Source organism: Vibrio sp. SCSIO 43155, from assembly GCF_023716605.1.
GTDB classification, from domain to species: domain Bacteria; phylum Pseudomonadota; class Gammaproteobacteria; order Enterobacterales; family Vibrionaceae; genus Vibrio; species Vibrio harveyi.
This window is the reverse complement of record NZ_CP071852.1, coordinates 2,715,400-2,736,300: the sequence shown is the minus strand read 5'-3', so window position 1 is coordinate 2,736,300 and position 20,901 is coordinate 2,715,400. Positions and strand designations below refer to the sequence as shown.

Genomic DNA, 20,901 nt, shown 5'->3' with positions numbered 1-20,901 from the left:
TTGGGGAACTTATGGGTTCTATTAGAACTTGTAAGTTACAGCTACGTAGTGACCAAAGCCAGTTGACTTAAGTGCGTCAGAGTCTTTGATACCGTAAACGTCTTTGTAGCCTTTTAGACCGTAACCCACTGCGAAGCGGTCAGAGTGCCAGTAGATACCGTTGAACATTGCGCCACCGTTGCTAGCACTTGAGTATTTCTCTTTCATACCAAATTGGTAATCGATGTAACCTTGGTAAGAAATGAAAGAACCGTTCTCGAAGAAGTAGAATGGTTTGAACCAGTTAGTCGAGATTTGGAAACCGTTCCAATCTTTTTGGTTACCTTGGTAAGTACCGTATAGGTTAACACCTACTTTACCAAACCATGGAACCATTACGTCAGAACCGATACCAACTTTTTGGTTGTTTACTGAGAATGGGTTAGTTTTGTAATCAGTACCATCCCACTCAAATAGTGTTGCAACGTAAAGTTCTTGAACTGGACCGAAAGACAAGTCTTTACCAGTTAGACCGTCGATAGACATACGTGGAGCAAACTTCATGAAGATCTTAGGATCGCCAACTTTGTCGCTGCCTTTGTCTGACGCTAGGTTGAATACGTCAACGTAACCGTATAGGTCGAAGATACCAGAGCGACCGCCAAATTCCATTTCTAGGTAGTCGTGTGAAGACTCACCTGGAAGTTCGTCAAATGCACCCATTAGGTTGAATTGCATCCACTTGTAATCGTTCTTGTGGATGTCGCCGTCTGAGTAGTCAGCAGCCATTACAGGAGCTGAAGTAGCCGCTAGAAGGCTAAGAGCTAAAAGTGATTTACGCATAAGGGGACTCTCTATGTTTGTAATGATTCAGAACACGCAATCTTTGCTGCGCTTTCCAATTGGCGGGAATAATAGCGATAAAAATCCCAAATGAAAGTGATAAAGGATGCAAAAATGAAGGTTTTTAGTGAGGCTCGTCACGAAATAAGTTTATTTCACGGAACTTTTTGTTTGTTGCATCGTTTTGCAATAAATATGTGACGCATGTCGTTTGCGTAAACGTTTTTATGACTTTTTAAGCCAGTCGATTAACCAACATAAATCGTTAGTGATCTCTCCAATACACCGTTCGTATGAGTTTGGGAATCAAAGAGGACGATTTAATGAAAGAAGTCATGTTATTCCCTTTAACCTCGGTTGTACTGCCAGAAGGAAAAATGAATTTGCGCATTTTTGAGCCACGGTATCAACGCATGGTGAAAGAATGCAGCGTTCAAAATGTCGGGTTCGGCGTTTGCCTTGTTGGTAGTGGAGAGGATCCAAAAGCAGTAGGGAATGTGTCGTCTATTGGTACTTTGGTCACCATCGTTGATTTCGAAACATTGAGTGATGGGCTTCTTGGTATCACCGTTGTTGGTGAAAAGCGTTTTACTGTCACGCGCGTACGAGCAGATTCAGATGGTCTTCGTCATGCTGAGGTTGAGTGGATTGAAAATTGGTGCGAACCAACGCCCACTCCCAACTTTCTTTATTTGAGCAAGCAGCTCGATCATATATATGAACAGTTTCCTCAGGTGGGCAGGCTCTACCAGCATCGTTTTTATGATGATGCTTCGTGGGTCACCCAACGTTGGCTTGAATTATTGCCGCTCGACAGCGCGTTGTTTGAGAAGCTGGTTGGTGCAAAAGATTGTCTGCCAGCATTGGAATTTCTCAATCAAGCCATAGACGCCCCACCGAAAAGAGAGACTAGGATATGAAAGGACTAACTAAAACCGCAGTAACTTTGGTTGCTGTGCTAGGGATTGTTGCGTGTGGTTCAGACAGCGACTCGATTGAATATTCGAATTTACAAGCGGTACACGCGTCGGCAGATGCCCCTTTAGCGAATGTTTGGATTAACGACCAAGCAGCGTTAACCGGGGTGGATTACGGTGTGGGTTCAGGTTACGTAAAACTGCGCGAGGGTACAAACTCGGTACAAGTTGACGTACAACTGCCAGGTGGTGAAGTTGCAACCGTGGTTGATAAGACGTCGTTGGATTTAGACTCAGACCTTAAATACACCGCATTTGTTGTTGGTGATGCTGCAATGGGGTCGGCTAATCCAGTGGAGCCATTGATCGTGACAAGAAGCGCAATGTCGATGGCTGATGAAAACAGTTTGGATGTACAAGTTGTGCATGCGGCTGCTGGTGTAGGTGATGTTGACCTGTATGTAACAGCCTCGGGTGCAGACCTTGCTTCTTCTTCGCCTATTACCACTCTTGGGTATAAAGACTCGACAGACGTCCTCAATATTGCTGCAGGTGATTACCAAGTTCGTCTTGTTGCAGGTGGTAACGTTGCTTTTGACTCCGGTACCATACCGCTCCCTGCAAACGCAGATTTGACCATTGCTGCCATTAAAACCGGCGGCACGATCTCGGGCTCACCAGTCAAGCTACTAGTGCTAGATGGTATGGGGTCGTCTATTATTTTAAATACAGGCAGCAAATCTGAGTTGAGAGTAGGGCATCTTGTCGATGGTGCACCAAATGTGGACGTCGCGCTGGATGGCAATGTCGTACTTAACGACGTGATGTTTAAAGATATCTCTAATTACCTTTCGGTTGATGCAGGTACCTACAATGCAACAGTTGATGCGGGGCTAACTGACCCTATTATCGATGCTGATGTAACTTTGGATAGTGGCATGTCTTACAGTGTTTACGCTGTGGGTACTGCGGTACCACTTGCGGTAGAGCCTCTTGTGGTATCGGATAACAGAAGATCGATTGCGACAAGCGCGGTACTGAATGTCACTCACGCAGCAGCAAATCCAGCAGCCGCAAGTGTGGATGTTTATCTAACACCGTCGCAAGATATTTCTCAAAGTGATCCAGCATTAGCTAACTTTGCGTATAAAGATAGTGCTCAAAATGTTTACGTCACTGCTGGCGATTACTTTGTAACCGTAACAGCGCCAGGTGATAAAACTCCGGTCATTGGTCCTGCGCCTTTGCCTACACTAGAAAATGGCATGGTATATCAGGCGATTGCAATTGATGACAATGGTGGTTTTGGTCTGCTTGTTGGTGACATTACCAAGTAACATAGGATGGGAGGGGGCGACTCCTCCCAACAATTAAGGCTGATTATGATGAGTGAAAGCCCACAAAAATTGGGGCGAAGCGAATGGAATGAATACATGAATAAAGTGAAAGCGCGTGATAAAGACGCTTTTGCTTTCGTATTTCGTTTCTATGCACCAAAACTTAAGCAGTTCGCCTACAAACATGTCGGTAACGAGCAAGTTGCGATGGAGATGGTGCAAGAAACCATGGCAACGGTATGGCAAAAGGCTCATTTATACGACGGTACCAAGAGTGCTTTGTCGACATGGATTTACACCATTATCCGTAACCTTTGTTTTGATTTACTAAGAAAGCAAAAGGGTAAGGACCTACACATCCATTCTGACGACATTTGGCCATCAGATTATTACCCGCCTGATTTGGTGGACCATTATTCGCCAGAGCAAGACATGCTCAAAGATCAGGTGGTGAAGTTTTTAGACATCCTGCCGAAGAATCAAAGGGACGTTTTGCAGGCAGTATACCTCGAAGAGTTGCCACACCAACAAGTCGCTGAGTTGTTTGACATACCTTTGGGGACCGTGAAATCACGATTGAGACTCGCGGTAGAGAAGTTGAGGCATTCAATGCATACGGAGCAATTATGAACAAACATCCAGATAACAACTTGTTAGAAGCTTACGCTTCCGGAAGTATTGATGCAGTTTCTGGTCTGGTGGTTGCCACACATCTAGAAAACTGTTCCAAATGCCGAGCGTATGTAAATCAGTTAGAAGCTGCACAGGCGAATGTTGTCGTTGATGACATTTCACCAGAATACGATGCAGAGTTTGACAGTATGTTTAACGACATTATTACGGCAGAACCCAAACCAGATAGCATTATTATTAAAGATGTAGCGAAGGTGGCGGTTGCGGGTAAAGATTTCAAGCTTCCGAAAACGCTCAGTCGCTTTTCAGATTTAGTGGGGGAGTGGAAGAGTTACGGTGGAAAAGTGTATAGCGCTCAATTGGATTTAGGGGAAGATGCGCGCGTTAACCTTATGTATATAAGTGAAGATGTTCGTATTCCGCAGCACACGCACAAAGGACAAGAATCGACACTTGTACTCCATGGTGGATTCAGTGATGAAGATGGTCACTACGAAGTGGGAGATATGCTGGTAAGAGATGCGTCAGTAAAACATAGCCCTTTTACTAAGCCCGGTGAAGACTGCTTATGTTTGACGGTACTGACCGAGCCAATGATATTCACACAGGGTGTCGCGAGAATCTTCAATCTGTTTGGTAAAGGCATGTATCCATAAGCTAGGAACTCAAACAAAAAGCCACCTTATCTCGGTGGCTTTCTTCATCATCTTTTCTTTAATTTCTTTGTTTTGCCTTTTCCAGCAACTCAGTAAAGTAGTGTCGCAATGAATAGAGCATGATCAAGCTTGGCACAACCATTACGGCAGTAATAACGAAGAATGTGGTCCAATCATTCAGATAATCGACCAGTTCGCCACTGAATGACGCCAATGTTGTTCGCCCAAAGTTACCTAGCGACGCCAACAATGCGTATTGAGTCGCTGAGAAAGCTTGACCGGTCAATATCGTCAAGAATGATACAAACGCCACTGTCGAGAATGCCGTCGTGAAGTTATCAACAATGATCGTCGCCAAGAACAAGTGTTCATTTGGTCCGACTTTCGCGATCCAAGCAAACATCAGGTTGCTTGCTGCCATTGCAATACCACCAATCATCAAGCCACGTACAATACCAAACTTAACGTTGAACATACTGCCGACAAAGGTGAACAACATGGTCGCACCCCAGCCAATGAGTTTCGAGTAGTAACCGATTTGCTCGTTGCTAAAACCTATCTCTTTATAGAAAGCGATGGACATACGACCTAAGAATGCTTCCCCAATCTTGAATAGGAAAACAAACAATAAAAGCGTGATGGCAACACGAACACCATTTCGATTGAAGAAATCTAAGAAAGGTTCTACAACGGTAACGGTAAACCAAGCGACTAATTTAGAACCAACTACTTCTTTATGGCGCTGCTCTGCTTCCGATTGAAGTTGTTCACGCTGTGTTTTCGGTTCACCTACCAGCAAAGTGAAGAGCATCAAAATGATGACAATAAACGCCATGCCGTAATACACGCCATTCCAACCGACACTGTCTGCATTGATGAATGCCAAATAACCAGGTAAAGAGTAGCCAGTCCACCAACCAATTACTGCCATTGCGGAGGCTTGCGGTAATTTCGAATCTTCTGATTTTGGAAAGCTATCAATACGGAATGCATCAATCGCAATGTCTTGTGTTGCTGACGCGGTGGCAATACACAGTGCGAGCAGTGAGGTGAAAACTAGGTTTTCCGCTGGGTTTACACCTGCAATAAATAGAGTCGCGACCAGCACGACACTTTGGCATAGAAAGATCCAGCTACGACGCTGCCCTAGCAAGCGATGTAATACAGGCAGCTTGACGCGATCGACCAAAGGAGCCCACATAAAGTTGATTGCGTACACCGCAAATACACTGCCGAAGTAGCCAATAGCAGACAGAGTGAGACCTGCATCTTTCAGCCAACCCGACATATTTGAACCAATAAGTACCCATGGGAAGCCACTGGAGCAACCCAACATGAAAACCCAAAGCAGGCGTTTATCAAGGTAACTTTTTACCGTTTCCAACCAAGTGATGGAAGGCAATGAAGACATAAATCAATCCGTTAAAATTGAGCCACTAAAAGAGAAAGCCCTTCGAATATTCAAAGGGCTTATGAGTTTGGCTATTTGAGCAGTGTTGCTTTGGTGATGACGATTTGCGTATCAGGGACATCGCGCATGCGACCGACAGATTTGGTTGGCTGTTGTGCCATCTTTTGAATGACGTCAAAGCCTTCAGTGACTTCGCCAAACACAGCGTAACCCGGTGGGCGAGCGCCATAGTTCAAGAAGTCGTTATCTACTAGGTTAATGAAAAACTGGCGAGTAGCAGAGTCTGGGGCGTTGGTACGAGCCATCGCGATAGTAGCACGGTCATTGTTTAAACCATTGTTACCTTCGTTTTTAATTGGAGCGTATGTCTTCACCATTTGCATATCTTGGTTGAAGCCGCCGCCTTGTGCCATAAAGCCAGGGATCACTCGATGGAAAATGGTGCCCTCGTAGCTACCGTCTTCGACATATTTAAGGAAATTAGCGACAGTAATTGGCGCTTTTTCCTCATTTAACTCAACGGTGAAGTTACCCAGTGTTGTTTCAAACGCAACTTTCGGACCGGCGAAAACACTGCAGCTCAATAGCGCGAGAGAAAGAATAACTTTGCGTAGCATTAGAATCGCTCCTGCATGTATTGACGAAGCTCAGGGTCATTCGCGATTTCTTTCAATGTTAAAGCAACAACATCATTTAATGTTTGCTCAATATCTGAATCTGAAGCGCTTAATGTTCCCGAACGTTTAGCTGTACCAGTATAGGTCTTAACAAGCTTGCCTTGCGGAGTTTCCGCCGTGATCTCTAGTACCACTTTTGCATCCATTTGATTTTCCATCACTGAATGCTTCACGTTCACCAACGCTTCTTGAACTTGCAGCTCAATCGAATTGTCGCTGTTTAGATCAGAGTGGAAGCCCTGAGAAGAGAACTGCTTCTCTAGCGCTTCTTCAAGAGAAATGCGTAGGTTTTGCTTTGCATGAAGAGGCAAAATGTTTGAACGACCGTTGTCAACAAGTGCAACGTATTGTGCTGCGCGTACATCTTTACTGGTTAGGCTATAGCTCTTACCTTGTACGATAGGGTTTGTGCTTAATGTCGTTTCAGGCATCAGATTCAGTTGAGGTTGTTGTGGCGCTGAACATGCAGCAAGCAAAGCAACCGAAGCCGCGAGTACCAGTTTTTTCATCTTATTATTCCTTTTAAACATTTTGCTAAAGTCAGGACTTTATTGCTTTGCGCCTAATTTAGCAGGATTTTTCGTTGCCTGTAAAATCACGAACTTATTGTTAGAAGCGACTAATTTCACATTTTTGTCGCCAAATAGACGTTTTAGCTTCGCATCGTAACCAAGGTGACGGTTTCCTATGACCAATAGTTTGCCATCTTGGTTCAGTATTTGTTTGGCATCGCAGAACATTTGCCATGCAATGTGATCAGTAATCGCTTGCTGCTGGTGGAAAGGCGGGTTACACATCACCATACAAGTACTGCTTGATTTAAATCCATCCAAACAGTTGTTGGCAATGCACTGAATATCACGCTCTTCTCCTAAATTCGCCAATAAGTTTTGTTTCGCAGACTCGACAGCCATAAAGCTCTCATCGACACAAGTCAGGCGTGCTTGGGGATTCAATTGCCCCATCTTTACGGATAGAACACCATTACCACAACCAAGATCGATGACGTGTTTTAGCTCCGAATCTTGAGGGAGGTGTTGAAGCATAAAGCGTGCCCCTAAATCCAGGCTTTCACCAGAGTAAACATTTGGCAGGTTTTTGAGTTCGATGTTTTCGCCGTCAACTCCCCATACTGTCATTGGGTCTACTTCCATAACAGGTTGCGCATTTGCGTGTGAGAAGACTAGACGGTGTTTTTTCCATGCTAGAGAGGTTTTTGTCTCGCCTAAGTATTTTTCGAATAATTTCAGTGTCGAAGTATGGATCTCTTTCGCTTTATTGACCGCAATAATAGGGCAGGTCGCGGGCAACGTTTTACGCAATTGACTCAACAGCCAAACAAGATGTCGGTTGCTTTTAGGTAGCTGTAACAAAACCAAGTCTGCATTCGCAGGAATCTCATCCATGGTGGTGAGAAATGCGACCTTGTTGCCACCATTTTGCTCTAGGTTTTGTTGTGCTCCCTTGTGGGAGATAAAAGAATCACTGACTAAAGTGACATTGTGTTTGTCTGAAAACCAGCAAGCCAACGCACCAAAGTTATCGTTAATAACCACGATATTTTGATTGTCAGGCAGTGCAAGTTCTTCCACGTGATTGATGAGGTATTCATCACCTGCGTCCCATGCTTGAAGAGTCTCATTAGAGCGCATTGGGAAACGATGTAGGGTCAGGCTACGATCATGAAGATTCAATTCGGTTTTCATAACTAAACGTAAGTAGATTCGGAAATTAGTGATTATTGTCGCAAATGATGAAGATTCAAGATACAAAAAGCTGTCAAATTTACTGATTTTCACAGGCTTTTAGCGAACTACCTGGCGTTGAAGAACTCGCAGCGGGGCGTTTCGTTGATTTCATTTAGTAAACTAGAGTATATACTTACCGAATTGGCATCAATGAGGACTGAATATGATCCAAGAAATCATAGAAAAGAAACTGCACAGTGAGCTGCAACCTAATTATTTGAAAGTGATCAATGAGAGCTATATGCATAACGTTCCGCCGGGTTCTGAAAGTCACTTCAAAGTGATTGTGGTGAGTGATGCATTTGCGGGTCAGCGCCTTATTGGACGTCACCGTCAGGTACATACTGTATTGGCTGATGAGCTCGATAATCACATTCATGCATTAGCGATCCACACTTACACCAACGAAGAGTGGAAGCTTGAACAAGATGGGGCACCAGATAGTCCTATGTGTATGGGTGGCGGTCGCTAGAGCGCGATTAAAACACTGATTTAAAAAGATGGTTTCGGCCATCTTTTTTTGTTTTACATCTTTTCGGGACAAAAATGTGGCACAAATAAAGGTTATAAAAAGTGTTAACAGTGTTTCAACAAATGAATGAAAATTAATGCATGTTTCAAAGCATGAATGTTTTTATTCCATATCAAATATATGGGAATTGGCATTTGTGCGTTCGGTCAAACTTATGACTATTCTTTAACCTTTTAGACCTTGTTCTACCGAAATAAACCCTCCTTTCCTAAGATTGGTCATGGCATCAAGTTCCTAAAAAATGCTAGACTACGGCACCTGATAAATCTCGCCTAATATTTGTGACGAGATAATTAATAGGATGTTGCGATTTTGATGTTTTAAACAACATCAAAACCGGACACTGATGTCGTGTCTAAAAGTTACGCAATCAAAAGAATCTTTTTCCCGATAAAAGTAGTGCAAGTGCGTATGATTACAATAAAGAAGGGCTTGGATCTTCCTATCGCAGGAGCTCCATCCCAGGTGATTAATGATGGTAAGACCATCAAAAAAGTCGCCTTGCTTGGCGAAGAGTACGTTGGCATGCGTCCTACCATGCATGTCCGCGTTGGCGATGAAGTGAAAAAAGCGCAAGTTCTTTTTGAAGACAAAAAGAACCCTGGCGTGAAGTTCACTGCTCCAGCAGCCGGTAAAGTGATCGAAATTAACCGTGGCGCTAAGCGTGTACTTCAATCAGTAGTGATTGAAGTAGCAGGCGAAGAGCAGGTTACATTTGATAAGTTCGAAGCAGCTCAACTAGCAGGTCTAGATCGCGAAGTGATCAAGACTCAATTGGTTGAATCTGGTCTTTGGACCGCTTTACGTACTCGTCCGTTTAGCAAGGTTCCAGCAATCGAGTCTGCTACTAAGGCTATTTTCGTAACTGCAATGGATACTAATCCACTAGCAGCACAGCCTGAGTTGATCATCAATGAACAACAAGAAGCATTCGTTGCCGGTCTAGACATTCTTTCAGCCCTGACAGAAGGCAAGGTTTACGTATGTAAGTCTGGCACTAGCTTGCCACGCTCTTCTCAGTCAAACGTAGAAGAACACGTCTTCGATGGTCCTCACCCAGCAGGTCTTGCTGGCACCCACATGCATTTCCTATACCCAGTGAATGCAGAAAATGTGGCATGGAGCATCAACTACCAAGACGTTATCGCGTTCGGTCAGCTTTTCCTAACGGGTGAGCTTTACACTGATCGTGTTGTGTCTCTAGCTGGTCCTGTTGTGAACAACCCACGTCTTCTTCGTACAGTTGTTGGTGCTTCTCTTGAAGACCTAACTGACAGCGAGTTGATGCCTGGTGAAGTTCGTGTGATTTCAGGCTCGGTACTTTCTGGTACTCAAGCGTCTGGTCCACATGCCTACCTAGGTCGTTACCACCAACAAGTTTCTGTGTTACGCGAAGGTCGTGACAAAGAACTGTTTGGCTGGGCTGTACCTGGTAAAAACAAGTTCTCAATCACGAAATCTTTCCTTGGTCACATCTTCAAAGGTCAGTTGTTCAACATGACAACAACGACTAACGGTAGTGACCGTGCAATGGTTCCAATCGGCAACTACGAGCGCGTAATGCCGCTTGATATGGAACCGACACTGCTACTTCGTGATCTATGTGCAGGCGATACTGATAGTGCTCAAGCACTTGGTGCGCTTGAACTGGATGAAGAAGATCTAGCATTGTGTACCTTTGTATGTCCTGGTAAATACGAGTACGGTCTGTTACTTCGTGAATGCCTAGATACCATCGTGAAGGAAGGGTAATCCATGCTTAAGAAATTCATTGAGGATATCGAGCATCATTTTGAACCAGGCGGTAAGCACGAAAAGTGGTTTGCACTGTACGAAGCAGCAGCAACACTATTCTACACGCCAGGTCTAGTAACAAAACGTAGCTCGCACGTTCGTGATAGCGTTGACTTAAAACGTATCATGATCATGGTTTGGTTCGCAGTATTCCCAGCAATGTTCTGGGGTATGTACAATGCGGGTGGCCAAGCTATCGCAGCACTTAACCACATGTACGCTGGTGACCAACTAGCGACAGTTATCGCAGGTAACTGGCACTACTGGCTAACAGAAATGCTTGGTGGCACCATCGGTGCGGAAGCTGGCGTTGGCAGTAAGATGCTACTAGGTGCGACTTACTTCCTACCAATCTACGCAACAGTATTTATTGTTGGTGGTTTCTGGGAAGTGCTTTTCTGTATGGTGCGTAAGCACGAAGTTAACGAAGGTTTCTTTGTAACTTCTATCCTGTTCGCACTTATCGTTCCACCAACGCTACCTTTATGGCAAGCGGCACTAGGTATCACATTTGGTGTTGTTGTTGCTAAAGAGATCTTCGGTGGTACAGGTCGTAACTTCCTGAACCCTGCTCTTGCAGGTCGTGCTTTCCTATTCTTCGCTTACCCAGCGCAAATCTCGGGTGACGTAGTATGGACTGCGGCTGACGGCTTCTCTGGTGCAACTGCTCTTAGCCAATGGGCTCACGGCGGTAGCGGCGCATTGATCAACAACATCACTGGCGCTCCTATCACTTGGATGGATGCATTCATCGGTAACATCCCAGGCTCAATTGGTGAAGTATCAACGCTTGCTCTAATGATCGGTGCAGCGATGATCGTTTACATGCGAATCGCTTCATGGCGCATCATCGCAGGTGTAATGATCGGTATGATCGCAGTATCGACACTATTCAACGTGATCGGTTCTGACACCAACCCAATGTTCAACATGCCATGGCACTGGCACCTAGTTCTAGGTGGTTTTGCATTCGGTATGTTCTTCATGGCAACTGACCCAGTATCAGCTTCATTTACTAACGGTGGTAAATGGTGGTACGGCATCCTAATCGGTGCAATGTGTGTGATGATCCGTGTAGTTAACCCGGCTTACCCAGAGGGTATGATGCTGGCGATTCTATTCGCGAACCTGTTCGCACCTCTGTTCGACCATGTAGTTATCGAGAAGAACATCAAGCGGAGACTAGCACGCTATGGCAAGTAATAACGACAGCATTAAAAAGACGCTGGGTGTTGTTGTCGGGTTGAGCCTTGTTTGTTCAATCATCGTATCAACAGCAGCAGTGGGTCTGCGTGACCAGCAAAAAGCTAACGCTGTACTAGATAAGCAATCTAAGATCATCGAAGTTGCGGGTATCGACGCTGAAGGTAAGAAAGTTCCTGAGCTATTTGCTGAGTACATCGAACCTCGTCTAGTTGACTTCAAAACTGGTGATTTTGTAGAGAAAGCTGAAGACGGCTCTACAGCAGCTAACTACGACCAACGTAAAGCAGCTAAAGATCCTGCTGAGTCTATCAAGCTAACGGCTGATGAAGACAAAGCTAAGATCCTACGTCGTGCTAACACAGGTATCGTTTACCTAGTGAAAAGTGGTGATGACATTTCTAAAGTTATCATTCCAGTTCACGGTAACGGTCTATGGTCTATGATGTACGCATTCGTTGCGGTTGAAACTGACGGTAACACTGTGTCTGGTATTACTTACTACGAGCAAGGTGAAACTCCTGGACTTGGTGGTGAAGTAGAAAACCCAGCATGGCGTGCTCAATTCGTTGGTAAGAAACTATTCGACGAGAACCACAAACCAGCAATCAAGATTGTTAAAGGTGGTGCTCCAGAAGGTTCTGAACACGGCGTTGATGGCCTATCTGGTGCGACACTAACTGGTAACGGTGTTCAAGGTACATTTGACTTCTGGTTAGGTGACATGGGCTTTGGTCCTTTCCTAGCAAAAGTTCGTGACGGAGGTCTGAACTAATGTCTAGCGCACAAAACATTAAAAAGAGCATTATGGCGCCGGTGTTGGACAACAACCCGATCGCGCTGCAGGTTCTTGGTGTATGTTCTGCTCTTGCAGTAACAACTAAACTAGAAACAGCATTTGTAATGACACTAGCGGTAACTTTCGTAACTGCATTGTCTAACTTCTCTGTTTCTCTGATCCGTAACCACATTCCTAACAGTGTGCGTATCATCGTTCAGATGGCAATCATCGCATCGCTAGTAATCGTGGTAGACCAAGTGCTTAAAGCTTACCTATACGATATCTCTAAACAGCTATCTGTATTCGTAGGTCTTATCATCACGAACTGTATCGTAATGGGTCGTGCTGAAGCATTCGCAATGAAATCTGCGCCAATCCCATCGTTAATTGATGGTATCGGTAACGGTCTAGGTTACGGCTTCGTTCTTATCACTGTAGGTTTCTTCCGTGAACTATTCGGTTCAGGCAAGCTATTCGGCATGGAAGTTCTACCTCTAGTGAGCAACGGTGGTTGGTACCAGCCAAACGGTCTGATGCTACTAGCACCATCTGCATTCTTCCTAATCGGCTTCCTAATCTGGGTAATCCGTATTCTGAAACCAGAACAAGTAGAAGCGAAGGAGTAAGGGCGTCATGGAACATTACATCAGTCTGCTAGTTAAATCGATTTTCATCGAAAACATGGCACTGTCTTTCTTCCTAGGTATGTGTACTTTCCTTGCCGTATCTAAGAAAGTTAAGACCTCTTTCGGTCTAGGTGTTGCAGTAGTGGTAGTACTAACTATCGCGGTTCCTGTGAACAACCTAGTTTACAACCTAGTTCTGAAAGAGAACGCGTTAGTTGAGGGCGTAGACCTTAGCTTCCTAAACTTCATCACCTTCATCGGTGTAATCGCAGCACTTGTACAGATCTTAGAGATGGTTCTTGACCGTTTCTTCCCACCTTTGTACAACGCGCTAGGCATCTTCCTACCGCTGATCACAGTAAACTGTGCGATCTTCGGTGGTGTATCTTTCATGGTACAACGTGACTACAACTTTGCTGAATCTGTTGTTTACGGTTTCGGTTCTGGTGTGGGCTGGATGCTAGCGATCGTCGCTCTTGCAGGTATCCGTGAGAAGATGAAGTACTCAGATGTACCTCCAGGTCTACGTGGTCTAGGCATCACGTTTATCACTGTAGGTCTTATGGCGTTAGGCTTTATGTCTTTCTCTGGTGTTCAACTGTAAGTCGGGTAAACCGCAACAATTAAGGAATAGTCAATGGACATTATTCTTGGTGTAGTGATGTTTACTCTGATCGTACTTGCGCTAGTACTAGTGATTCTTTTCGCTAAGTCTAAGCTTGTACCAACAGGTGACATTACAATTTCTGTGAACGATGACCCTTCACTGGCGATCGTTACACAACCAGGTGGTAAGCTACTATCTGCGTTAGCTGGTGCTGGCGTATTCGTATCTTCTGCTTGTGGTGGCGGTGGCTCTTGTGGTCAGTGTCGCGTAAAAGTTAAATCAGGTGGTGGTGACATCCTACCTACCGAGCTTGACCATATTACTAAAGGTGAAGCACGTGAAGGTGAGCGTCTAGCGTGTCAGGTTGCAATGAAAACTGACATGGACATCGAGCTTCCTGAAGAGATCTTCGGCGTTAAGAAGTGGGAATGTACAGTTATCTCTAACGATAACAAAGCGACATTCATCAAAGAGCTTAAGCTACAAATTCCAGATGGCGAATCAGTACCTTTCCGTGCTGGTGGTTACATCCAGATTGAAGCACCAGCTCACCACGTTAAGTACGCTGACTTCGATGTACCTGAAGAGTACCGTGAAGATTGGGACAAATTTAACTTGTTCCGTTACGAGTCTAAGGTAAACGAAGATACGATCCGTGCTTACTCAATGGCTAACTACCCAGAAGAAGAAGGTATTATTATGCTGAACGTGCGTATCGCTACGCCGCCGCCTAATAATCCTGATGTACCACCTGGTATCATGTCATCGTTCATCTGGTCTCTAAAAGAAGGCGACAAGTGTACGATTTCAGGTCCATTCGGTGAGTTCTTCGCGAAAGACACTGATGCTGAAATGGTATTCGTTGGTGGTGGTGCAGGTATGGCTCCAATGCGTTCTCATATCTTCGACCAGCTAAAACGTCTGCACTCTAAGCGTAAGATGTCATTCTGGTACGGTGCACGTTCTAAGCGCGAAATGTTCTACGTAGAAGACTTCGATGGCCTAGCGGCTGAGAACGATAACTTCGTATGGCACTGTGCACTGTCTGACCCTATGCCAGAAGATAACTGGGATGGTTACACTGGCTTCATTCACAATGTTCTTTACGAGAACTACCTACGTGATCATGAAGCGCCAGAAGACTGTGAATACTACATGTGTGGTCCACCTATGATGAACGCTGCTGTAATCGGTATGCTAAAAGATCTAGGTGTAGAGGATGAGAACATCCTTCTAGATGACTTCGGTGGTTAATCCTCCCAAGTGATTGAATCTATGGCTAGCTCTATAAGGGCTAGCCATTATTTTTTGTAACAAACAAAATGATATTCAACAGTTGATATAGGAAATCGGTTTATCTCAAGAGAACCCATTTTCCATATCAATTTAACGATAATAGGAGTAAACAAGTGAAAAAATGGCTTGTTGCATTCGCTTCTCTATTGGTTTTGGCTGGCTGTGAGCAGCCTGCGGATCAAATTCATTTAAGTGGTCCAACGATGGGGACTACTTACAACATTAAATACATCGAGCAAGATGGTTTACCTTCACCAGAAGCGCTTCAGACTGAAATCGATCGATTGCTAGAAGAAGTGAACGATCAAATGTCGACTTACCGTGAAGATTCAGAGCTTAGCCGTTTTAATCAACATAAAACTAGCGAGCCATTTGAAGTATCGCCACAAACAGCAACGGTAGTGAAAGAAGCGATTCGCTTGAACGGTCTTACTCTAGGTGCATTAGACGTAACCGTAGGTCCACTAGTGAACCTATGGGGCTTTGGTCCAGAAGCGCGCCCAGATGTGGTTCCAACAGATGAAGAGCTAGCAGCTCGTAAAGCGAATACTGGTATCCATCACCTTTCTGTTGAAGGTAACAAGCTGTCGAAAGATATTCCAAACTTGTACGTTGACTTATCGACGATTGCCAAAGGTTGGGGTGTGGATGTTGTGGCAGATTACCTGCAATCAGAAGGCATTCATAACTACATGGTGGAAGTTGGCGGTGAAATGCGTTTGAAAGGCATAAACCGTGAAGGTGTGCCATGGCGTATTGCGATTGAAAAACCAACCGTTGATGAGCGTTCAATTCAAGAGATTATTGAACCAGGTGACATGGCAATTGCAACAAGCGGTGACTATCGTAATTACTTTGAGAGCAATGGTGTGCGATACTCTCATATCATTAACCCGCATACGGGCAAACCAATCCATCATAAGGTGGTGTCTGTAACGGTACTGGATAAATCGTCGATGACAGCTGATGGTCTTGCAACTGGTCTTATGGTGCTAGGTGAAGACAAAGGCATGGAAATCGCAAATGAGAATAATATTCCTGTTTTCATGATTGTGAAAACGGATGATGGTTTTAAAGAGCTGGCTTCGGAAGCATACAAGCCGTTCATGAAGAAATAACAACAGAAGTGAGCATGTCCTTATGAGTACATTTCTAATTACTTTTGCTGTCTTTGTTGCGGTAATTGCAGCGATGGCAGTTGGTTACATCTTCCAAAAGAAGGTCGTGAAAGGCAGCTGTGGCGGTCTAGGTGCGGTTGGTATTGAGAAAGTATGTAACTGCCCAGAACCATGTGATGCACGTAAGAAGCGCGAAGCACGTGAAGCAGCCCGCGCAGAGAAGCTTGCTGCATGGGAAAAAGATCGCATTGCTTAATATGCGATAATAAAAATGATAAAACCCAGCCAATGGCTGGGTTTTGTTTTTTCGGCTTTGGTTTCCGTTTGAATATTGAATTAGGTTGGTGACATTAAGTGCCGTCTACTGAGATACGGTTTGATTCCGCCCGTTTCCTTTCGCTTGATACAAACGGTCATCCGCGATTTTAATTTGCTGATCTAAATTGCCCTTGATGTTTGAAACACCGACGCTGATGGTTACTTGAATCTGGTCATCTTGATAAGGAATCGGAGTTTTCTCTACGCGTTGACGCATTTGCTCTAAACGTGTCACAAAGTCGTCGTAGCTGCCGTAGGCTTGGATGCAAAACTCTTCGCCCCCGAATCGTGCAATCACATCATCAGGAAAATAGATTTTTAATATATTGGCGACCATAACAAGTGCAGCATCGCCACCATCATGACCATAGTTATCATTCACTTTCTTAAAGAAATCGATATCTAGCATAGCAATATTGCGTTGCTCATCGTTGTCACATGTTTGCCCAAATAAAAAGCGACGGTTCCATAAGCCAGTGAGTGAATCTTGGTTCGCCATTCTAAATAAATCTGTTGTGGCTTCTTTCATATCCAAGATTTGATGGACCCGACAAAAGAACTCTTCTTGATTAAAAGGCTTGTACAGAAAGTCGTTTGCTCCCGCTTTTAGAAAGCGCGCTGTCATTGAGTGGTCATCACTTCCAGAGATCCCAAGGATCGCCAATTGGTTTTTATCGAGCTTTTGGCGAAGCTCTCGGATCATAGTGATGCCATCTTTGATTGGCATATCATGGTCGGTCAGAACCAAGGTAATATCTGGATTTTGTTCAATAACTTCGATTGCTTGTTGACCATTCTCGGCTTGCAATGTCTGGATGTATTGATGCTCAAGTAATTGTACGACATGGCGGCGAACCGTCATTGAGTCATCAACAACCAGACATTTGTGTTGCTGGTTGTTGGTCAGGCGTTTAATCAGAGGAAGAAGGTAAGAAACGGAGGCCATGCTGTCTTTTAAGATGTAATCGAGTACGCCTTTTGCCAGCATCTTTTCACGAGCATCATCTTGTAACATCGCCGTAAGCACGATGACTTTTTGTTGGTGAGAAAGGACTAAATCGATGATCTCACCGTCCTGCGCATCCGGTAAGCAGTAATCTAAAACTGCACAGAGAAGCTCAGGCTGAGACGTTAAAATAGATTGTGCTTCCGCATAGCTTTCGGCAGCAAGTACTTCATAACCCGCCTGATTTAAGATTTGTTGTAAGTAGTTATTAAAGGCGCGACTGTCTTCGACGACCAGTATTTTATTACTCAAAAAGTTTCCCTACTTTCGTATATAAATCAACTTTAGTGTTATAGAAGTCAATAATAATGAAATGTCACTTTAATGCCATGAAAAATTGTTGCTACCTGACTCCAGATAACACTATTTCCAATACGTGTATTTACAGCTATACTGTTTTTTTAAACAGTATTTATTTGTGTGCGGAACGTGATTGAGCGAGTCAGAAAAATAATTCACGTTGATATGGATTGCTTTTATGCAGCGGTCGAGATGCGTGACAACCCCAGTTATCGTGGTATTGCGCTTGCCGTTGGCGGTCATGAGAAACAACGCGGCGTGATCAGCACCTGTAACTATGAAGCGCGTAAATTCGGTGTGCGCAGTGCGATGCCAACAGCCAGAGCGCTTCAACTTTGCCCCCATTTGCTCGTCGTCCCGGGACGAATGCACGTATACAAACAAGTGTCCCAACAGATCCGTACCATTTTCGAGCGATACACGCCACTTATCGAGCCACTATCACTTGATGAGGCGTATCTTGATGTGACTGACTCGACTGCTTGTCGGGGTTCTGCAACCTTAATCGCAGAATCGATCCGCAATGATATCTGGAATGAGCTTGGACTTACTGCATCGGCAGGTATTGCACCGATTAAGTTTCTTGCCAAAGTGGCTTCAGACATGAATAAACCCAATGGGCAATTTGTTATTCCGCCAGAAAAGGTTCAAGAAGTCGTAGACAAACTGCCGTTAGAAAAGATTCCAGGAGTTGGTAAAGTGAGCTTGGAGAAGCTACATCAAGCGGGCTTTTACCTATGTGAGGATATCAAAAACAGCGACTATCGTGAGCTGCTACGTCAATTTGGACGCCAAGGTGCTTCGCTTTGGAAACGTAGTCATGGCATCGACGATCGTGAAGTGGTGGTTGAGCGTGAACGTAAGTCGGTTGGGGTCGAGCGCACCTTTAGCGAAAACATTGTGACTTACGATGAATGCTGGCAGGTGATTGAAGACAAGCTCTACCCTGAACTAGAGAAACGTTTGGAAAAAGCCAGTCCAGATAAGTCTATTATCAAACAGGGTATTAAACTCAAATTTGCCGATTTTCAACTCACGACAATTGAGCACATCCACCCTCATTTAGAGCTCGATGACTTTAAAGAACTGTTAAGAGATATACTCAAGCGCCAAAATGGTCGAGAGATACGCTTATTAGGCTTAAGTGTGATGCTCAAGCCTGAGCAACAAGCGCGTCAATTGAGTTTCTTCTAAGCTCGCGCTAATTCAACCTGCTTTAGTACTTGTTCAAAAGAAACATTTGCCATTGACCCATAACCGCGTAACTTGCTCGCTTTCAGTTGCGTGATAATTGGTGTGCTAATTCCACATAAGAAGCGTGCGACAGCTGTATTGCTAATCGCCGTTGGTGAAAGCTGGACAAATTCATCAACCCAAGTGGATAGGTGTGCCAATTCAGGTTGTGTTTGTTGTGGTTGAGGAAAAGATGCGACTTGTCCACGACACACTGAACAGTGACCACATTGAGTTGGAGCATCGTGATCGGCAAAGTACTGCGCCAGTTGGTGACTTAAACAGTCTGACGATTGGAACAGACTCAACATAGTATGAATTCGTTCAATGTCCTTGTGTTCTTTGGATTGGAACAACTCAATTAAATGCTGAGAGATAGCTTCTTGGCTTTGAGTGGCAGGGAGAACCGAGTAAACATCTGTAAGCTGTTTGCTTTCTAATTCAATCCAGCCATTTTGGTGGAAGTAATCTAGCGCCGCAACCACACGGCTGCGCTCAGACTGATAGTTCATCCATAATGCTTCTAAATCCACTTGGCACCATACTTTGGCTTTGGTTGAACAAGCAAAAATGGCTTCAACAAACTGACGTCTCTCACCTTGGAACTGATTGAGGATGAAACTTTGTTCTTGTAAAAACTTGAAGCGATATTCTGCGAAATAACTGTATTTGGCTTCAATTACTTTTGCTAGCTCTAGGTAAACTAATAAGGTTTTTAGCGGAAGTTGGCGAATGTTGCTGTCGCGAGACAATCGCAACGCCATCACCTCCCACTGTGGAGTGTTCTCGCGAATTTGCTCCAGTACATAATTGATTGAGCTTGGCTCTGGCGTGTCACCGTAAACAAAGTTCTCTAATACCGTTAAGCCGGAGGTATTGCCCAAAAGAATACACTCCGAACGCTGTCCATCACGTCCGGCGCGCCCAATTTCTTGTGCGTAGTTTTCGATAGATTTTGGTAAATCGAAGTGAATAACACGGCGAATATCAGATTTATCTACCCCCATCCCAAATGCGATTGTTGCGACAATGCAGTCGATTTGCGAGTCCATAAACTGTTGTTGAATTTTCTCACGAATGTCGCTCTTCATACCCGCATGATAAGCGTGAGCATTGATGCCTAAACGGATAAGAGAGCTGGCAACTTGCTCAGCGGTCTGTTGCTGAGTGACATACACGATGCTCGGTAGTTTAGGTGTTGTAGCAATGATGTCATTCAGTTGCGTTTGCTTATTTTCTTCGTCGCAAGGCACCACAGAAATATCGAGATTAGGACGATAGAAGCCAGTAACCGTAATGTTCTCACCAGCGATATTAAACTTGTTTTGCATGTCCTCGATAACCGCTGGCGTTGCCGTTGCGGTTAGCAAGAGCGTTTGAGGGATATTCAGTTCACGTTGGTATTGTGGCAGTTTAAGGTAGTCAGGACGGAAGTTATGACCCCATTCCGAGATACAGTGTGCTTCATCGACAACCATCAAAGAGAGCGGAATCTGACGAATGAATTCACGAAAACGTTCGTTCTTGAGCCGCTCTACCGAAATCATCAAAATCTTAATCTGCCCATTCTTCACGCCGGCCATAACTTGCTGCGCTTCTTCTCGGCTTTGGCTACTGTCGATAGATGCCGCAGCTATGCCTTTACTTTGCAGGAAACCGAGCTGATCTTTCATCAGAGCAAGAAGTGGTGAAATCACCAGTGTTAGGTGTGGTAACTGGGTTGCAGGAAGTTGGTAGCAAAGTGATTTCCCCGAACCAGTCGGAAAGATGGCTGCTGCCGAGTGTCCGTTCATCACTGCTTCAATCACCGGCTGTTGACCGGGTCTTAATGAGTCAAATCCGAACACAGATTGAAGCGTTTGCTGAAGCGAGGCACTTTGCATAAT

General features: G+C 44.6%; 21 protein-coding genes. 14 read left to right on the top strand and 7 right to left on the bottom strand.

Annotated features, from left to right (window positions below; translation table 11 throughout):
• Positions 1 to 21: 21 nt before the first annotated feature.
• Positions 22 to 822 carry a nucleoside-specific channel-forming Tsx family protein gene (locus tag J4N44_RS13090; RefSeq protein ID WP_015297182.1) on the bottom strand — a complete coding sequence of 267 codons (801 nt, stop codon included), beginning with the start codon at positions 820 to 822 and terminating at the stop codon, positions 22 to 24.
• Positions 823 to 1,145: 323 nt separating this feature from the next.
• Here J4N44_RS13090 and J4N44_RS13085 point away from each other — a divergent pair, with 323 nt between their 5' ends.
• The 4 genes from J4N44_RS13085 to J4N44_RS13070 are packed head-to-tail and all read left to right on the top strand — an operon-like array spanning position 1,146 to position 4,365.
• A complete protein-coding gene (locus J4N44_RS13085; protein WP_005450933.1) occupies positions 1,146 to 1,742 on the top strand; it encodes an LON peptidase substrate-binding domain-containing protein in 597 nt (198 codons plus the stop codon).
• Positions 1,739 to 3,076: a DUF4397 domain-containing protein gene (locus J4N44_RS13080; RefSeq protein ID WP_252044528.1), complete on the top strand. Its 1,338-nt coding sequence runs from the start codon at positions 1,739 to 1,741 to the stop codon at positions 3,074 to 3,076. Before J4N44_RS13085 ends, J4N44_RS13080 begins: the two co-directional genes overlap by 4 nt.
• Positions 3,077 to 3,121: 45 nt before the next feature.
• Positions 3,122 to 3,706, top strand: a complete 585-nt coding sequence (locus tag J4N44_RS13075; RefSeq protein WP_005450938.1) for an RNA polymerase sigma factor — start codon at positions 3,122 to 3,124, stop codon at positions 3,704 to 3,706.
• On the top strand, positions 3,703 to 4,365 hold the full coding sequence (locus tag J4N44_RS13070) for a ChrR family anti-sigma-E factor (protein WP_005450940.1): 663 nt from the start codon (positions 3,703 to 3,705) through the stop codon (positions 4,363 to 4,365). Before J4N44_RS13075 ends, J4N44_RS13070 begins: the two co-directional genes overlap by 4 nt.
• A 58-nt stretch (positions 4,366 to 4,423) precedes the next feature.
• Here the strand turns inward: J4N44_RS13070 and J4N44_RS13065 are convergent, their stop codons facing one another.
• From J4N44_RS13065 to J4N44_RS13050, 4 genes are all read right to left on the bottom strand, one after another.
• Complete coding sequence (locus J4N44_RS13065; protein WP_005450942.1) at positions 4,424 to 5,776, bottom strand: AmpG family muropeptide MFS transporter; 1,353 nt, start codon at positions 5,774 to 5,776, stop codon at positions 4,424 to 4,426.
• Between the two features lie 71 nt (positions 5,777 to 5,847).
• Positions 5,848 to 6,393: a peptidylprolyl isomerase gene (locus J4N44_RS13060; protein ID WP_005450945.1), complete on the bottom strand. Its 546-nt coding sequence runs from the start codon at positions 6,391 to 6,393 to the stop codon at positions 5,848 to 5,850.
• Positions 6,393 to 6,962 carry a YajG family lipoprotein gene (locus tag J4N44_RS13055; RefSeq protein ID WP_005450947.1) on the bottom strand — a complete coding sequence of 190 codons (570 nt, stop codon included), beginning with the start codon at positions 6,960 to 6,962 and terminating at the stop codon, positions 6,393 to 6,395. Before J4N44_RS13055 ends, J4N44_RS13060 begins: the two co-directional genes overlap by 1 nt.
• Before the next feature lie 39 nt (positions 6,963 to 7,001).
• A complete protein-coding gene (locus tag J4N44_RS13050; RefSeq protein WP_029790424.1) occupies positions 7,002 to 8,159 on the bottom strand; it encodes a methyltransferase in 1,158 nt (385 codons plus the stop codon).
• Positions 8,160 to 8,364: 205 nt separating this feature from the next.
• Between J4N44_RS13050 and bolA the strand changes: the two genes are divergently transcribed.
• From bolA to nqrM, 9 genes are all read left to right on the top strand, one after another.
• Positions 8,365 to 8,673, top strand: a complete 309-nt coding sequence (gene bolA / locus J4N44_RS13045; protein WP_005436644.1) for a transcriptional regulator BolA — start codon at positions 8,365 to 8,367, stop codon at positions 8,671 to 8,673.
• 471 nt (positions 8,674 to 9,144) lie between these two features.
• Positions 9,145 to 10,485, top strand: a complete 1,341-nt coding sequence (locus tag J4N44_RS13040; RefSeq protein WP_005450950.1) for a Na(+)-translocating NADH-quinone reductase subunit A — start codon at positions 9,145 to 9,147, stop codon at positions 10,483 to 10,485.
• 3 nt (positions 10,486 to 10,488) lie between these two features.
• Entirely contained in the window at positions 10,489 to 11,730 is a 1,242-nt protein-coding gene (locus J4N44_RS13035; RefSeq protein ID WP_005427308.1) for an NADH:ubiquinone reductase (Na(+)-transporting) subunit B, read from the top strand.
• Positions 11,720 to 12,505 (top strand): Na(+)-translocating NADH-quinone reductase subunit C, encoded by a 786-nt coding sequence (locus tag J4N44_RS13030; protein WP_005450952.1) that lies wholly within the window; start codon positions 11,720 to 11,722, stop codon positions 12,503 to 12,505. Before J4N44_RS13035 ends, J4N44_RS13030 begins: the two co-directional genes overlap by 11 nt.
• Complete coding sequence (locus J4N44_RS13025; RefSeq protein ID WP_005450954.1) at positions 12,505 to 13,137, top strand: NADH:ubiquinone reductase (Na(+)-transporting) subunit D; 633 nt, start codon at positions 12,505 to 12,507, stop codon at positions 13,135 to 13,137. The genes J4N44_RS13030 and J4N44_RS13025 overlap by 1 nt, the downstream gene beginning before the upstream one ends.
• A gap of 7 nt (positions 13,138 to 13,144) precedes the next feature.
• On the top strand, positions 13,145 to 13,741 hold the full coding sequence (gene nqrE, locus J4N44_RS13020; RefSeq protein ID WP_005436652.1) for an NADH:ubiquinone reductase (Na(+)-transporting) subunit E: 597 nt from the start codon (positions 13,145 to 13,147) through the stop codon (positions 13,739 to 13,741).
• 33 nt (positions 13,742 to 13,774) lie between these two features.
• On the top strand, positions 13,775 to 14,998 hold the full coding sequence (gene nqrF, locus J4N44_RS13015) for an NADH:ubiquinone reductase (Na(+)-transporting) subunit F (protein ID WP_005450955.1): 1,224 nt from the start codon (positions 13,775 to 13,777) through the stop codon (positions 14,996 to 14,998).
• A 155-nt stretch (positions 14,999 to 15,153) separates the two neighbouring features.
• Positions 15,154 to 16,158, top strand: a complete 1,005-nt coding sequence (locus J4N44_RS13010) for an FAD:protein FMN transferase (protein WP_017817737.1) — start codon at positions 15,154 to 15,156, stop codon at positions 16,156 to 16,158.
• 22 nt (positions 16,159 to 16,180) lie between these two features.
• On the top strand, positions 16,181 to 16,414 hold the full coding sequence (gene nqrM / locus J4N44_RS13005; RefSeq protein ID WP_005436655.1) for a (Na+)-NQR maturation NqrM: 234 nt from the start codon (positions 16,181 to 16,183) through the stop codon (positions 16,412 to 16,414).
• Between the two features lie 105 nt (positions 16,415 to 16,519).
• On the opposite strand, the gene J4N44_RS13000 is transcribed toward nqrM, so the two are convergent.
• Positions 16,520 to 17,734 (bottom strand): diguanylate cyclase, encoded by a 1,215-nt coding sequence (locus J4N44_RS13000; protein ID WP_252044526.1) that lies wholly within the window; start codon positions 17,732 to 17,734, stop codon positions 16,520 to 16,522.
• A 177-nt stretch (positions 17,735 to 17,911) separates the two neighbouring features.
• Between J4N44_RS13000 and dinB the strand changes: the two genes are divergently transcribed.
• On the top strand, positions 17,912 to 18,976 hold the full coding sequence (gene dinB / locus J4N44_RS12995; RefSeq protein ID WP_503064192.1) for a DNA polymerase IV: 1,065 nt from the start codon (positions 17,912 to 17,914) through the stop codon (positions 18,974 to 18,976).
• Here the strand turns inward: dinB and J4N44_RS12990 are convergent.
• On the bottom strand, positions 18,973 to 20,898 hold the full coding sequence (locus tag J4N44_RS12990; protein WP_252044524.1) for a RecQ family ATP-dependent DNA helicase: 1,926 nt from the start codon (positions 20,896 to 20,898) through the stop codon (positions 18,973 to 18,975). The genes dinB and J4N44_RS12990 overlap by 4 nt on opposite strands.
• Between the last annotated feature and the right edge of the window lie 3 nt (positions 20,899 to 20,901).